General features: G+C 64.6%; 17 protein-coding genes. 4 read left to right on the top strand and 13 right to left on the bottom strand.

The features are described 5' to 3' along the window. Positions 1-38 precede the first annotated feature (38 nt). From AC1RRT_RS10340 to tsaB, 4 genes are all read right to left on the bottom strand, one after another. Positions 39-887, bottom strand: a complete 849-nt coding sequence (locus tag AC1RRT_RS10340; RefSeq protein ID WP_493013711.1) for a lysophospholipid acyltransferase family protein — start codon at positions 885-887, stop codon at positions 39-41. A gap of 21 nt (positions 888-908) precedes the next feature. Next, positions 909-1,337, bottom strand: a complete 429-nt coding sequence (locus tag AC1RRT_RS10335; RefSeq protein WP_493013710.1) for a Fur family transcriptional regulator — start codon at positions 1,335-1,337, stop codon at positions 909-911. A 157-nt stretch (positions 1,338-1,494) separates the two neighbouring features. Next, positions 1,495-1,926 (bottom strand): Ros/MucR family transcriptional regulator, encoded by a 432-nt coding sequence (locus AC1RRT_RS10330; RefSeq protein ID WP_493013709.1) that lies wholly within the window; start codon positions 1,924-1,926, stop codon positions 1,495-1,497. Between the two features lie 139 nt (positions 1,927-2,065). Beyond that, entirely contained in the window at positions 2,066-3,196 is a 1,131-nt protein-coding gene (tsaB, locus tag AC1RRT_RS10325) for a tRNA (adenosine(37)-N6)-threonylcarbamoyltransferase complex dimerization subunit type 1 TsaB (protein WP_493013708.1), read from the bottom strand. Between the two features lie 53 nt (positions 3,197-3,249). Between tsaB and ddpX the strand changes: the two genes are divergently transcribed. Beyond that, the gene (ddpX, locus tag AC1RRT_RS10320; protein ID WP_493013707.1) at positions 3,250-3,867 is read left to right on the top strand and encodes a D-alanyl-D-alanine dipeptidase; all 618 of its coding nucleotides are present in this window, start codon (positions 3,250-3,252) and stop codon (positions 3,865-3,867) included. Here ddpX and AC1RRT_RS10315 read toward each other — a convergent pair. Genes AC1RRT_RS10315 through sppA form a run of 5 tightly spaced genes read right to left on the bottom strand, consistent with a single transcriptional unit; the run spans position 3,804 to position 7,569 of the window. After that, positions 3,804-5,006, bottom strand: a complete 1,203-nt coding sequence (locus tag AC1RRT_RS10315) for an NAD(P)/FAD-dependent oxidoreductase (RefSeq protein WP_493013706.1) — start codon at positions 5,004-5,006, stop codon at positions 3,804-3,806. The genes ddpX and AC1RRT_RS10315 overlap by 64 nt on opposite strands. Beyond that, entirely contained in the window at positions 5,003-5,959 is a 957-nt protein-coding gene (gene lhpI / locus AC1RRT_RS10310; RefSeq protein ID WP_493013705.1) for a bifunctional Delta(1)-pyrroline-2-carboxylate/Delta(1)-piperideine-2-carboxylate reductase, read from the bottom strand. The genes AC1RRT_RS10315 and lhpI overlap by 4 nt, the downstream gene beginning before the upstream one ends. Before the next feature lies 1 nt (position 5,960). Continuing rightward, positions 5,961-6,278 (bottom strand): LapA family protein, encoded by a 318-nt coding sequence (locus AC1RRT_RS10305; protein WP_493013704.1) that lies wholly within the window; start codon positions 6,276-6,278, stop codon positions 5,961-5,963. A 21-nt stretch (positions 6,279-6,299) separates the two neighbouring features. Then, positions 6,300-6,605 carry an integration host factor subunit beta gene (gene ihfB, locus AC1RRT_RS10300; protein WP_492979682.1) on the bottom strand — a complete coding sequence of 102 codons (306 nt, stop codon included), beginning with the start codon at positions 6,603-6,605 and terminating at the stop codon, positions 6,300-6,302. Positions 6,606-6,645: 40 nt separating this feature from the next. Beyond that, positions 6,646-7,569 carry a signal peptide peptidase SppA gene (gene sppA / locus AC1RRT_RS10295; RefSeq protein WP_493013703.1) on the bottom strand — a complete coding sequence of 308 codons (924 nt, stop codon included), beginning with the start codon at positions 7,567-7,569 and terminating at the stop codon, positions 6,646-6,648. Positions 7,570-7,650: 81 nt separating this feature from the next. On the opposite strand from sppA, the gene AC1RRT_RS10290 reads away from it, so the two are divergent. Further along, positions 7,651-8,568 (top strand): NHL repeat-containing protein, encoded by a 918-nt coding sequence (locus AC1RRT_RS10290; RefSeq protein WP_493013702.1) that lies wholly within the window; start codon positions 7,651-7,653, stop codon positions 8,566-8,568. Here AC1RRT_RS10290 and AC1RRT_RS10285 read toward each other — a convergent pair whose 3' ends face one another. From AC1RRT_RS10285 to AC1RRT_RS10270, 4 genes are all read right to left on the bottom strand, one after another. Continuing rightward, a complete protein-coding gene (locus tag AC1RRT_RS10285) occupies positions 8,569-8,925 on the bottom strand; it encodes a hypothetical protein (protein WP_493013701.1) in 357 nt (118 codons plus the stop codon). A gap of 77 nt (positions 8,926-9,002) precedes the next feature. Beyond that, complete coding sequence (locus AC1RRT_RS10280; protein WP_493013700.1) at positions 9,003-9,551, bottom strand: PAS domain-containing protein; 549 nt, start codon at positions 9,549-9,551, stop codon at positions 9,003-9,005. A gap of 106 nt (positions 9,552-9,657) precedes the next feature. Then, positions 9,658-10,236: a PAS domain-containing protein gene (locus AC1RRT_RS10275; RefSeq protein WP_493013699.1), complete on the bottom strand. Its 579-nt coding sequence runs from the start codon at positions 10,234-10,236 to the stop codon at positions 9,658-9,660. Between the two features lie 141 nt (positions 10,237-10,377). After that, complete coding sequence (locus AC1RRT_RS10270) at positions 10,378-10,935, bottom strand: sigma-70 family RNA polymerase sigma factor (RefSeq protein ID WP_493013698.1); 558 nt, start codon at positions 10,933-10,935, stop codon at positions 10,378-10,380. 241 nt (positions 10,936-11,176) lie between these two features. Here AC1RRT_RS10270 and AC1RRT_RS10265 point away from each other — a divergent pair, with 241 nt between their 5' ends. Together AC1RRT_RS10265 and rlmN are read left to right on the top strand one after the other, a co-directional pair. After that, positions 11,177-11,749: an invasion associated locus B family protein gene (locus AC1RRT_RS10265; RefSeq protein WP_493013697.1), complete on the top strand. Its 573-nt coding sequence runs from the start codon at positions 11,177-11,179 to the stop codon at positions 11,747-11,749. After that, on the top strand, positions 11,746-12,960 hold the full coding sequence (gene rlmN, locus AC1RRT_RS10260) for a dual-specificity RNA methyltransferase RlmN (protein ID WP_493013696.1): 1,215 nt from the start codon (positions 11,746-11,748) through the stop codon (positions 12,958-12,960). The genes AC1RRT_RS10265 and rlmN overlap by 4 nt, the downstream gene beginning before the upstream one ends. Positions 12,961-12,965: the final 5 nt, after the last annotated feature.

The raw sequence follows: 12,965 nt of genomic DNA, 5'->3' as shown, positions 1-12,965 counted from the left end.
ACGCCGGCAGGGGCCTGGAGGCGATCACAATTTGCTGCTCAGGATGTCTCTTCGGCCGGGATCGGGGCCGCTTCGATCTTGAGCTGCGGCGGCGTGCGCGGGCCGGGCAATTCGCGGCCGGCATTAATGTCGCTCAGCCCTTCGGCCACGCGCTGGTGACACCAGGCCGCCATGCCCTTGCGCGAGTTGAACTGCTCCATGGTGACGGCCTCGTGGAATTCCACCACTGCCTCGCTGGGGCCGGCCTTCAGGAAGCGCCACAGATGCGGCACCAGATCCTCGTCGCCGACCCAGGCGAACAGCCGCATCCAGCGCCGGCCGACCGGCATGTGATTGAGGCGCGCATAACCGATGCTGACCGGCTGCACCGTCAGGGGACGGCCCTTCACCGGATGTTCGGCCATGCCGAAGAAGGCCGACTTGAAATTGTGGATGCGCAGGCCGTCGGACGACGTGCCCTCGGGGAACAGGATCAGGCGATCGCCATTCTGCAGGCGCTCGACCATCTCGTCGCGATGCTCGGCCGTACGTGCGCGTTTCTCCCGCTCGACAAACACCGTGCGCTGCAACCGCGCCAGCGTGCCGAAGAAGGGCCACTCGTTCACTTCACGCTTGGCGATGAAGCTGACTTCGGGCAACACCGCCGACAGCACGACAATATCGAGCCAAGAGATATGGTTGGACACGAACAGCGTCGGCGCGGCCTGCGACGGCCGGCCGATGGTGCGCACGCGCACGCGCAGCAGCCAGCAGATCGAGACATGATAGAAATACGGCAGGCGACGCATGAGCGGACTGCCCAGGCGGAGCAGTAGCATCTGCACGGGGATCAGCAGCACCGTCCAGACAAGGAAAACGGTGAGCGTCGCAATAGCTCGGGCTGTCATGATGTCGGAAGCGCTGAGCGATCAGCCCTTCTTCTTGTCCTTGTCTTCGAGCGGCACGCCGAACAGTTCAAGCCGGTGGTCGACCAGGCGATAACCCAGGCGGGCCGCGATCTTTTCCTGCAGCGCCTCGAGTTCGGGATCGTTGAACTCGATGATCTTGCCCGAGCGGGTATCGATCAGGTGATCATGATGCGCTTCGGGCATTTCCTCATAGCGCGCGCGGCCGTCGCCGAGATCGAGGCGGCTGAGAATGCCGTTCTCCTCGAACATGCGCACGGTGCGATAGACGGTTGCGATCGAGATGCGAGGGTCGACAGCGACCGAGCGGCGATGCAGCTCTTCCACGTCGGGATGGTCGTGCGACGCGCTCAGGACCCGGGCGATCACCCGCCGCTGGTCGGTCATCCGCATGCCAAGTTGTTCGCAAAGTTGTTCGAGGCGGCTGCTCATGTTCGCCGAACGCCCTTATTCTGGTTGAAATTCCCTGCGAGCCGACCTTAGCACGGTCATCCCGCCGATGAAACGCACCGGATAGGCTGCGAATCAGGCGGATTCGTTAATACCGTGCGGCCACCGGCCCAGTCCAGCAGTGCCGGCCGGCACCGCGTCAGCGACGACGCCCTTTGCCCAGGCCGATCTTCTTGGCCAGCACCTGTCGCTGCAGGGCGTAATTCGGTGCCACCATCGGATAATCGGCCGGCAGACCCCAGCGTTCGCGATACTGCTCAGGCGTCATCTTGTAATGACTCATCAGATGGCGCTTGAGCATCTTCAGCTTCTTCCCATCCTCAAGGCAGACGATGTAGTCGGGCATCACCGACCGCTTCACCGGCACAGCCGGCTGCAAGCGCTCCGCAGTTGCAGGGCTCGTGGCTGGCGTCGCGCCAGCCACGCCATCAACCAGTCCGGACAGCGTGGCATGGACCTGACGGATCAGGGCCGGCAGGGCGGCGGTCTCGATCCGGTTGCTGGTGACATGGGCGGCGACGATTTGGGCGGTCAGCGCCAGCAATTGCGACCGCTCTGCGGACTGCGGCATCGGCGAGCTCCAGTATTCGTTGAAGTAAATCTCAGGCTCGATACTTAAATTATGAGCCGGGCCGTGTAAATCCAGCCTATTCGCAACAAATCAGAACGTGCTGGATTGCCGCCATTTCAACCGGGACTTTACAGCGGACTCAAAGGGGCCGCTGCATGACGATGGCATCCCGCGGCCCCGCCGGCGTCTGGTAATAGGCGGCGCGGCGGCCAGCCTCGGCAAAGCCCAGCGCCAGGTACAGCCCGCGGGCCGCCCGGTTGTCGGACTGGACCTCGAGAAAACAGCGCGTGGCCCCGCGCGCCTTCAGCGCAGCGAAGCCCGCGTCCAGCAGGCGGCGCGCCACGCCAAGCCGGCGCAGACGCGGTCGTACCGCCAGCGTGATGACTTCCGCCTCATCGGCAGCTTGCCGCAGCAGCACGAAACCAACGGGCTGCGCGTCACCCGTCGCTGCATCTCCAGTTCGCGCCAGCAGCGCCAGCGCGCCTGGCATCGCGGTCAGATCGCGCAGGCTCTCGGCCGTCCAGGCGGCATCGGGAAAGGCATCGGCATGCAGCGCCGCCACCAGCGCAGCGCTTTCGATGCCGCAGGGTTCGATCGTCACCGCCAGCAGCGCACGGGGCTGCGGCACCTTGGGCAATGCCGCATCGGGTGGACGGATATAGAGCGGCGCGGGTGCGGATTGCGGCTTCGGCATGCCGGCGGCAAGACGAGCCACAATTACCGGATCCGGATCGGGCGCGACCGGCGACAGATGCAGGTCGCTGCGGCCGAAGGTCTCGGCCAGCAACGCGCTGCCGCTACCCACCAGCGTCAACGGTTCGGCCGGCAGCAACGCGGCTGCATCCTTGAGCGCCAGTAACAGCGGCTCCGTGGTTGCCTGTCCGTCAGACGCGAAAACCTGCAGATACACCTCGTCGCGACGGGCATCGATCACCGCCACCGTACCGCGACCCGGCACAGCTGCCGCCACGGCCAGCGCCTGCGTGGTGGTGACGCCATAGACCGGACGATCCAGCGCCAGCCCCAGGCCACGCGCGGTGGCCAGCGCCGTACGGATGCCGGTGAAAGAGCCAGGCCCCACGGTGGCCGCGATACCGTCAATCGCCGCCAGCTCGATGCCGGCCTGCAACCGCGCCTCCTCGATCAGCGGCAGCAGCCGCTCGGCGTGGCCCTTGCCGCCGGCCGATACCACGCGCACCAGCATCTGCGCACCGTCCGTGATGGCGACCGAGCAGGCGTTCAGCGCAGTATCGATGGCCAGCAGCTTCACGGGCCGGACCGGCGATGGTAGGAAGGCTTCATCATGGTGATGGAGTAGCAGCGATGGCCGCCCCAGTCGAGAGCAGACCCGGCGAGGTCAAGCTAGTCAACAACACGCTGGTCGAGATCAGGCCGCCCGATTTTCCGGTCCTGATCGACATGCGCTATGCCACCGACGACAACCTGACGGGCAGGCCGATCTACGGCCGCGCCGCCTGTTTCCTCAATCCCGAAGCCGCCGAGCTGCTGAAAAACGCCATTGCGCTGGCGGCCCAGCTGGACCTGCGACTGAAGGTGTTCGACGCCTTCCGGCCGACCGAGGCTGCCTGGGCGCTGTGGAACCACAATCCCGACCCGACCTTCCTGGCCGACCCACGCAAAGGCTCGCCGCATTCGCGCGGCGCCGCCGTGGATGTGACGCTGGTGGATACTGCGGGCGAGGAGCTCGACATGGGCACCGGCTTTGATGCCTTCACGCCGCTCGCCTTCCATGGCGTGCTGGAGATCAGCCCAGCGCAGCAGCGGAACCGCGCGCTGCTGCTCGGCATCATGACCGCCGCGGGCTGGGACTTCTATAAAAACGAATGGTGGCACTACCAACTGTTCCAGCCGCGCCGTTACCCGCTCTTGTCGGATGCGGATGCCGGCACGCTGCTGATGGCGCCGTCCGGATTGATGTGATCGGCGGTCAGCGTCACGCGCTCGACATCGCCAGCCAGCCATTGCGCCGTCGTCAGGGCTTCAGCCTTATCCATCAGCACATCGCCGATCAGTTCGCCAGCCAGCGGCCCGAACTTGAAGCCATGGCCTGAGGTGCCGCAGAAGGCATAGGCGCGCGGACCCAGCGTGCGGAACTGGAAACGCTCCTCGGCCTCGACCTCATAGAAGCAGGTCTTGGCTTGCGCCACCCTGTAATCATCCAGATTGGCGATGCGATGGCGCGCATTGTCGATGATGCCGGCGATCTCACTCTCGGTCGGCTCACGATCTGTCGACGGATCGGCGGTGGCACCGAAACGATGGTCGCCGATCTTCAGACCGGTGCGCATGCCGTCACGGGTGATGCGCGGCGGCACGATGTAGAAGCCTTTCGTCTCGCCGATCTCCAGCAGCATCGGCGCGCTGTACCAAGCAGCCGAGAAATCCGGCGGCGGCTGCAGATACACCACTACCTGGCGTGACGGCCGTGAAACTGTGGCCAGATCGGGCAGCAGCTTCGAAGTCCAAGGTCCCGCTGTGACCAGCACGCGGTCGGCCTGCAGCGCGCCATGCTCGCCAAGAGTCACAGTGCCGGCCTCGGCATCCACGGCGGTGACGGTTTTTCCAGTCGCGATCTTCACGCCACGGTCACGCAGATGCGTGGTCAACGCCGCCACGATCGCCTCGGCGAACAGGAGCCCGCCCGACGGACAGTAAAAGGCATCCTGCAGGCCAGCCTCGTTCAGCATCGGGTAGCGACCGGCCACGGTCGCCGCATCAAAGCTCAAATGCTCGACCTCTTCCTCTTTCAGGACCTCAGCACAGGCAGCGGCCCAGCCATCGCCCTGGCTGCTGAGCACCAGCGTGCCGGTCTCGGCATAGAGTTTCATCTTGAGATCGCGCCAGACGCGGTCCCAGGCGTGATAGGCATGGCGCACCATGCGGGTATAGCCGCGTTGCGCGCCGTAGGGATAACGGATCAGGCGATGCTGATCGACCGAGGAGCCGAGCGGATTGGGCAGCGCGCCCTGCTCGATCAGCACGACTTCAGCGCCGGCGCGCCGCAGCGCCCAGGCGCTGCTGAGGCCCATGATGCCGCCGCCGACAATAATGACTTTCACGACAGACTCTCCACCACCATCTCGGCTGCCGCCAGATCCTCAAGCGCAGTGCCGACCGATTTGAACACGGTGATCTCGGCATCGCCACTGCGCGCGAAGACATCATTGCGGCAAAGCTCGAACAGGTCGCCGCGCACATCCTCGGGCTTCAGCAGGCCATGCTTGAGCGGCACCACCAGATCGCCCGCCTCTTTCAGCGCGCCTTCACGCGTATCGACCCAGACAGCCCCGCGTGACAGCGTGGCGTCGTCGGCCTCGCGCATCTGCGGCGTGAAGCCGCCGACCAGATCGACATGGGTGCCGGGCCGAAGCCAGCCACCGCGCACCAGCGGTTCGCGGCTGAGCGTGGCGCAGGAAATGGTATCGGCGACGCGCTGTGCCGCTTCCAGATCATCGACCACCGCGATGGAGGCCTTGAGGTCGCCAAGCCTGTCGGCCAGCGCCTCGGCGCCGGCGCGGTTGCGGTTCCAGATCTCGATGCGGGTGTAATGACGCACGGATGCATGAGCGCGGATCAGATGCGGCGCCAACGATCCCGCGCCGATCATCAGCAGATGCCGCGCATCCTTACGCGCCAGATAGCTGGCAGCGAGCGCGGAAGCGCAGGCTGTGCGGCGCAAGGTGAGCGACACGCCGTCGATCACCGCCTTGGGTGCGCCGGTGCGCGCATCAAGCAGCAGATAGGCGCCGATCACCGATGGCAGGCTGGCTTTGGAATTATCAGGATAGACGCTGACAATTTTCACGCCGACATGCCGACCGGGCTGCCAGGCCGGCATGATCAGCAAGGTGCCGCCAGCGCCGCCGGCGCCAAAGCCATCCTGCGGTGCATCGATATGAAAATGGCTACGCAGCGGCACCTCGCCACCGGTGCGGAAGGCATCGCGCAGATGGGGAATCAGCTTCGCATAGGGCAGCGCCGCATGGACGGCGACGGCATCGACAGAGCGCATGTCAGACCAGCGGCGCGGGCGGCAAGGGCCCCGCGCTGGTATCGGGCGATGCAACCGCCTTCTGCATGGCGATCTTCTGTTCGGCTGCCTTCTGGCGAGCGGCTTTCTGACGCGACGCCGACCAGGCATTCAGCCGGCCGGTGATCACGCCCAGCACCAGCCCGGCGAAAAACACCAGGAAGACCAGCAGATACAGAGGCAGTTCGATCTGGAAGGGCAGCGGGTCGACGCTGACCGTCACCGCGCCTTTATTGGCGACGGCAAACACCACCAGGATCAGGAGAAGGAGGGCGCCAAGGAAAACGCGCAGAAAGCGCATGCGGACCCCCGCTCTGGAAAATTACTCGGCGTCGGCAGTCTGCTTGGCGGACAGATTCAGCTTCTGGCGCAGTTCCTTGCCGGTCTTGAAGAAGGGCACGAACTTTTCCTGCACGTCGACGGCGGTGCCGGTGCGCGGATTGCGACCGGTGCGTGCCGGCCGGCGCTTCACTGAAAAGGCACCGAAACCGCGCAATTCAACGCGATCGCCGCGCGACAGCGCATTGGCGATCTCATCGAAGATCGTGCCGACAATGCGCTCGATGTCGCGCTGAGTCAGATGCTGATTACGCTCGGCCAAACGGTTGATGAGTTCGGACTTGATCATCGGTTTTCCTTAGCCCAGCGGCTGCGGGCCCCCTCGTTCGTTACTCAGGGTGCCAAACCGAGGTCAGGCCGTCAAGCTTAAGTCTTTCGGAAAAAAGGCTTTTTCCAAGGAGGCTGGCAAAGACCCGGCTGCCCAGCCCATCGAGCATGCTGGCCGGCGGGTCCGGAGGGATGTCCCGGAGGGGCAAATCGGCCGGGATACCCCGCCCGGTCAGCCAGGCCCGAGCCTCCTGCAGGCCGCCCAGGGCGTCGATCAGGTTGTTGTCGAGGGCGGCGCGGCCGGAATAGACCCGGCCATCGGCCAGCTGGCGCACTTTTTCGACCGGCAGGTCGCGGCGGTCGGCCACCAGGCCGACGAACCAGGTATGGGTCTCGTTCACCATGCTCTGGATCTGGGCCCGGCCGGCCGGACTCATCGGCTTGGTCGGGTTGGGTTCGGCCTTGAGCGCGCCAGAGGTGATGGTCTCGGCACTGACGCCGACCTTTTCCATCAGCTTGGAGAATTCGGCAGTCTGGAACAGCACGCCGATCGAGCCGGTCAGCGAGGTTTCACGCGCCAGCACATGGTCGCCGGCAATCGCCACCATATAGCCGGCCGAGGCGCCCAGCGTGCCGATCACCGACACCACCGGTTTCTTCTCGGAGACCTTGCGCACCGCCTGGAACAGCGCCTCGCCGCCATAGGTGCTGCCGCCGGGGCTGTTGATTTGCAGGATCAGCGCGCGCACGCGGTCATCGGCTGCAGCGTCTTCCAGCTTTTCCATCCACCAGTCGTTTTCGGCGATCACGCCGCTGATCTCTAGGCGCGCGACATGCACCTGGTGACTGCGGATCAGGTTGCCGGGATCGAGGCGATACAGCCCGATCAGCGTCACGGCGAGAACCGCGACGACGGCGATGAAGCGCCACCAGGTGAGGCGGCGGCTGAGTTTGCGGCGTTCGAGCCAGGCATCGGTATCAGACATGGGGTAAACTTAGGCAGCGCTTTGGTTTTTGCCAAGGGAGCGACGCAGACAAAACCGCCGGACTGCGGTTACAGTTCCTTGATGCGAACCCTTCCTGTTGCCACCCTGCTGTTCCTGACCCTGTTGCCGACCGCACAGGCCGCCAATATCGCGGTCATGGGCGGCGAGGCACCGCGCTACACCGAACGCACGCTGTCGGCCACGCCGCTCGACTCTGCCATCCGCCAGCGTTACTGGGCGCCGGGACTGAATGAGGGTTATGTGCCACAGGGCCTGACCTGGGCGCGGGACACGCTGTTCGTCGGCGCCTATCGCAGCACCGAGCCACAGACCAATCGCGGACCGGCGCGCGTCTTCGCCGTCGACCCGAAAAACGGCGCGGTGATCGGCAGCATCGATCTGCCCGAGAGCATTGGCCATGCCGACGGCCTTGCGGCCACGCCGGATGGCGGCCTGCTGTTCGTTGCCGACAGCGGCCGCGCGCTCTATGCCTTCGACCTGCCGCGCTCGCTGCAGGCCGGACGGGCCGTGGCAGTGGGCGCGCCGCGCAAGCTGGAGAAAGATCCGGCGCTGGGCAGCAGCTTTCTCGCTTTCGACGGCCGCCTGTTGTGGTTCGGCCGCTACAGCCGCGACGATGCGGCGGCGCGACTGATTGCCGCCGATCCTGCCGTGCTGTTCGGCAGTTCCACACAGCCGTTCCGCGCAGCCCAGGCCGAACGCAGCCTGCCGCTGCCCTTCCATGCGCAGGGCGCGACCTTCGATGCGCAGGGCCGGCTGTGGATCAGCACCAGTAACGGCAGCACAGGCAGGCTGTATCGCATCGACACGCAGACCGGCGCGGTGCTGGCGCAATATGCGGCGATGGCGGGCCTGGAAGACCTTACGCGCGGCAGCGATGGATTGCTGTGGGCCGTGGGCGAGGCCGGATCGCAGCGCTGGAACAGCTGGAAAACGTTTTTCCCGTTGCTGTTTTCGTTTGATCCGTCTGCCCTGAAATAACTACCAGCGGAACAGGTCGAAGCGCACCAGCCGATAGGGCATCGGCGGCAGCCCGTGATGTCGGCGCAACGCATATTCGATCATCTGCACCGCCCACATCACGATGAAGGCGCCGACAAAGCTGCCGACGATGGTGAGCAGCATATTGTCCGGCGCAATGCCACGCATCGCACCAATCTTCAGCGCCACCGCCTGGCCAAGGCCGAAGCCGAGCACCAGCGACAGCACATTGGTGGCGTATTTGGCGATGCGCCAGCTGTTGGTGGTATCCAGCTCATACCGCACCGTCGACCAGCCCGCCAGAATGACCAAGATGATCAGCGATCCGCCGGTGATGGTGATGAAAGGGTCGTCCATGCGCGCGCCATCCTGTTGGTGTTGGCAGGCACTGTACAGAAGTGCGACGCCGCCGCCAATTGCGCTGGAATCCGACCTTAGGGGAAGTCGATGACGTGGCGCAGCGTTTCCTCGAAGGTCCCGCCGTCCAGTACATAGAGGAGCGGCTGCTGCTCGGTGTGGTCGCTGGGCGGCCAGGTCTGCCCGATCAGCACCATATCGACACGATCACCGCCCCGGGTCAGCGGCAGCAACAGACGGCGCGTGCGCGACGTATTGCTGCTCTCCCAGCGAAACGTGCTTTCCGAATAGAGCGGGGCACGATGTTCGAAGACGGCGCGGAACATGCTGGTGATGTAGAGGCGATAGCTGCCGTTCATCACGTCAGAGACATAGCGGCCGGTGAAGTCGATGCCCAGGCGATTGACAATCTCGGTGCCGACCAGCCGGTATTTGATCTGACGGCCGCCATCGCTGAGCTCCGCGAGGCCGACATACGGCAGCACCTTGCGCGGCATAGTCAGCGCATCGATGTCGGCGCGATCGGGCATGGCACGGCCTTGGCGACGCGCCGACCAATATCGCCCCAGCGACATCAGCACGGCATCGTCGCGCAACGGCAAGCCCTTGTTGGCAGAGTTCTCCAATGACCGCTCCGGCGATGGTGATCGCCGGATCAAGAGCAGCCGCCGTGGCGACATACAATAATATTGAAGGGCTACATGCTCCGCCGCATGCCCTGACGACCGGGCCTCAGGGCGCGTCGAACATGCCCCGGAAGGTGGCCTGCAACACGCCCTTTTCCAGGGCTTCGACCGCGATCAGGCGCTGGCGCGGTGCTGGCGGCTGATGGCCGCCCTGGCTGTCGGCCGGCGCCCAGCTCAATGCGCTGAGTACGAAAGCAACCTGCTCGCTGCCCGCTTCCGCAGCCATCGGCAGCAGCAGGCGACGGACGCGGCCATGGCCTTCCTCGGTCCAGACCCGCACGGTTTCGACGAACAGCGGCTGCGCCTTGGTGAAGACGGTGGCGTAGATGTCTTCGAGATAGGTGAGGTATTCGGTGCCGCCGTAGAGATCGGTGCTGGTCTTGCCGGTGGCGTCGCGGCCGAAGCGCTGCGCCAGTTCGGTACCGACGAGGCGGAAACGGATTTCACGGCCTTTGCCGGTCGGCTCGACCAGTGCCAGATAGGGCAGCAGCCGGCGCGGCATGTCGAGCGGATCGATGGCGCTGCGGGGCGGGAGAGGATGACCAGCCCGCTTGGCCGACCAATAAGCGGCCAGGTTGAGCAGGACACGATCGTCGGCAAAAGGCAGGGAGTGGCCGGTAGACACTGATACGCAAACTCGACTTAAACCCGACCAAACGAATCGGAGCGTTGTAACATGACCCGACAGTCAGGCAATTCCTATTCGGATTCAATGGGTTGCAACCTGACCGCGTATGATTGATGCCTAAAATATCGCACAGGAGGGCTATTTGTATGGTTTGCCGCTCTCAAGCTGGGTTTTGAGCCGCGCGAGCGCCAGACGGATGCGCGATTTCACGGTGCCCAGCGGCAGTTGTTCTTTTTCAGCGATGTCGCGATGTGACATCTCGGAGAAGAAAGCGAGCTGCAGCAGCCGGGTCTGTTCCGGCGGCAGCGTCTCGAGCGCAGCGCGCAGACGCGTTTCATCCTGCGCGACATCCAGGCCTTCGTCGGGCGCCGGCTCGGGGTCGGGCACCAGCGCCGGATCGTTGGGGTCGAATTCGGGGCGTTTTTCGCGGCGCAGGCGATCGATGCGCTTGTTGCGTGCGATGGTAAACAGCCAAGTGGCGACCGAGGCCTGCACCGGATCGAAGCTTGCCGCGCGCCGCCAGGCCATGATCAAGCTTTCCTGCACGACCTCTTCGGCCATGTCATCGGGCGCGCCCTGCCGGATCAGATAGGCCTTCAGCCGGGGGGCGAAATGCCCATACAGGGTGGCAAACGCCGACCGGTCGCCGCTGCCGGCCACCGCCGCCATCAGCTCCGCCTGCCGTTCACGATCCATGGGGGTCCCCATTCATGCCGGGATGGTGCTGCATGATAAGAGATAAGGCAAGAAGGCCAAAGGGTTAGATAACGTGCAGGGAACACCCATCACACTGCCATGATCTCGCCATGAAATCGGGTGGAAATCGATTATCCACCCCGCTATGTTCGCCGCCATGACCGACAACACGGCTATCCGATACGCAGCCCCGATGCTCGCCTCGCGCCCGCTTTTGTCTCTGCGCAGTCAAGGGCGCCGCTTGCCTTTGGCGCGCCAGATCGCCCTCGCCGCCCTGGTGCCCGCCCTGATGCTGGGCGCCGGCAGCGATGCCCTGGCTCAGGCCAAGAAGAAACAGGAAGCGGCCAAGCCAGCGCCCGCGGAAACCAAGAAGATAGGCAGCTTCAGCGGCTGGGATGCCTATGAGCATACCGACAAGGGCGCCAAGCTGTGCTACCTGCACGCGCTGCCGCAGAAGAAAGAGCCGGCCAGCGCCAAGCGCGGCGAGATTTACATCCTGGTGACGCACAAGCCGAAGGATAAAATCCGCAACGAGGTCAGCATCTATTTCGGCTATGCGCTGAAGGAAACCTTGCCGGCGCAGGCTGTGGTCGCCGGCACCACGGTGGAGATGTTCACCCATCAGGAAGCCGCCTGGGCGGCCGATTCATCCGTCGACCAGAAGCTGGTCGATGCCCTGCGCAAGGGTAAGACGCTGGTGGTGAAGGGCGAGAGCGCTCGCGGCACCAAGACCACTGACACCTATGATCTGGGCGGCTTCGGCCCGGCGCTGCAGGCGATCGACAAGGCCTGCGGCATGGCCGGGATGTCATGAGCAATACGGCTGCCACCCTTTCGTCTGCCTTGGTTCCTGATGTCGGCGTACGCGACAGCGCACCGATTGCGACTGTAGCCGACGGCCGCACGGAGCTGCTGGGCCTGACCCGCGCCGAAATCGCCACAGCACTGATCGCCGCCGGCGAGGCGGAGAAATCCGCCAAGATGCGCGCCAACCAGATCTGGCACTGGGTCTATTACCGCGGCAGCCGCGACTTCGCGGCCATGACCACACTGTCGAAGGAGCTGCGCGAGCGGCTGGTGCAGCATTTCAGCGTCGGCCGGCCGAGCGCCAGCCGTGACCTGAAAAGCACCGACGGTACGCGCAAATGGCTGCTGAAATTCAATGACGGCGAAGAAGCCGAATGCGTGCACATCCCGGAAGAGGATCGTGGCGCGCTCTGCGTCTCCAGCCAGGTCGGCTGCACACTGACCTGCCGCTTCTGCCACACCGGCACGATGAAGCTGGTGCGCAACCTGGATGCCGGCGAGATTGTCGGCCAGGTGATGCTGGCGCGCGACCACCTGAATGAATGGCCCTCGCCGCCGGAAGGCCGCATGCTGTCCAACATCGTGATGATGGGCATGGGCGAGCCGCTGTACAATTTCGACCATGTGTCGAAGGCACTGAAGATCGTGATGGACAACGAGGGCATCGCCATCTCGAAACGTCGCATCACGCTCAGCACTGCCGGCGTGGTGCCGATGATCGCGCGCTGCGGTGAGGAGTTGGGCGTCAACCTGGCGATCAGCCTGCATGCCGTACGCGACGATATCCGCGACGTGATCGTACCGATCAACAAGAAATACCCGATCAAGGACCTGATGGCCGCCTGCGCCAATTATCCTGGCCTGAGCAATGCGCGCCGCATCACCTTTGAATATGTGATGCTGAAAGGCGTGAACGACACACCGGCCGATGCCAAGGAGCTGGTGCGACTGCTGAAGGGCGTGCCGGCCAAGGTGAACCTGATCCCGTTCAATCCCTGGCCCAATGCGCCGTATGAATGCTCGAGCGACGAGGCGATCCGCAAGTTCAGCGACATCGTCTTCAATGCCGGATATTCCTCGCCGGTGCGCACGCCGCGCGGCCGCGACATCATGGCCGCCTGCGGCCAGCTGAAATCGGCCAGCGTCAAGCGCAGCAAGGCCGATATCCTGCGCGAGCAGGCCGCCAAGGATGCGGCCGCCGCCGCGCTGCCGGTCTGAACCTA

Source organism: Ferrovibrio sp. GW821-FHT12B10 (assembly GCF_058807515.1).
This window is presented reverse-complemented; position numbering and strand designations above follow the sequence as displayed.

Excerpts from the sequence above, each read along its gene's own strand:
- AC1RRT_RS10340 (WP_493013711.1), bottom strand. The coding sequence starts at position 887 with ATGACAGCCCGAGCTATTGCGACGCTCACCGTTTTCCTTGTCTGGACG.
- AC1RRT_RS10335 (WP_493013710.1), bottom strand. The coding sequence starts at position 1,337 with ATGAGCAGCCGCCTCGAACAACTTTGCGAACAACTTGGCATGCGGATG.
- AC1RRT_RS10330 (WP_493013709.1), bottom strand. The coding sequence starts at position 1,926 with ATGCCGCAGTCCGCAGAGCGGTCGCAATTGCTGGCGCTGACCGCCCAA.
- ddpX (WP_493013707.1), top strand. The coding sequence starts at position 3,250 with ATGGCCGCCCCAGTCGAGAGCAGACCCGGCGAGGTCAAGCTAGTCAAC.
- lhpI (WP_493013705.1), bottom strand. The coding sequence starts at position 5,959 with ATGCGCTCTGTCGATGCCGTCGCCGTCCATGCGGCGCTGCCCTATGCG.
- AC1RRT_RS10305 (WP_493013704.1), bottom strand. The coding sequence starts at position 6,278 with ATGCGCTTTCTGCGCGTTTTCCTTGGCGCCCTCCTTCTCCTGATCCTG.
- ihfB (WP_492979682.1), bottom strand. The coding sequence starts at position 6,605 with ATGATCAAGTCCGAACTCATCAACCGTTTGGCCGAGCGTAATCAGCAT.
- sppA (WP_493013703.1), bottom strand. The coding sequence starts at position 7,569 with ATGTCTGATACCGATGCCTGGCTCGAACGCCGCAAACTCAGCCGCCGC.
- AC1RRT_RS10290 (WP_493013702.1), top strand. The coding sequence starts at position 7,651 with ATGCGAACCCTTCCTGTTGCCACCCTGCTGTTCCTGACCCTGTTGCCG.
- AC1RRT_RS10285 (WP_493013701.1), bottom strand. The coding sequence starts at position 8,925 with ATGGACGACCCTTTCATCACCATCACCGGCGGATCGCTGATCATCTTG.
- AC1RRT_RS10270 (WP_493013698.1), bottom strand. The coding sequence starts at position 10,935 with ATGGATCGTGAACGGCAGGCGGAGCTGATGGCGGCGGTGGCCGGCAGC.
- rlmN (WP_493013696.1), top strand. The coding sequence starts at position 11,746 with ATGAGCAATACGGCTGCCACCCTTTCGTCTGCCTTGGTTCCTGATGTC.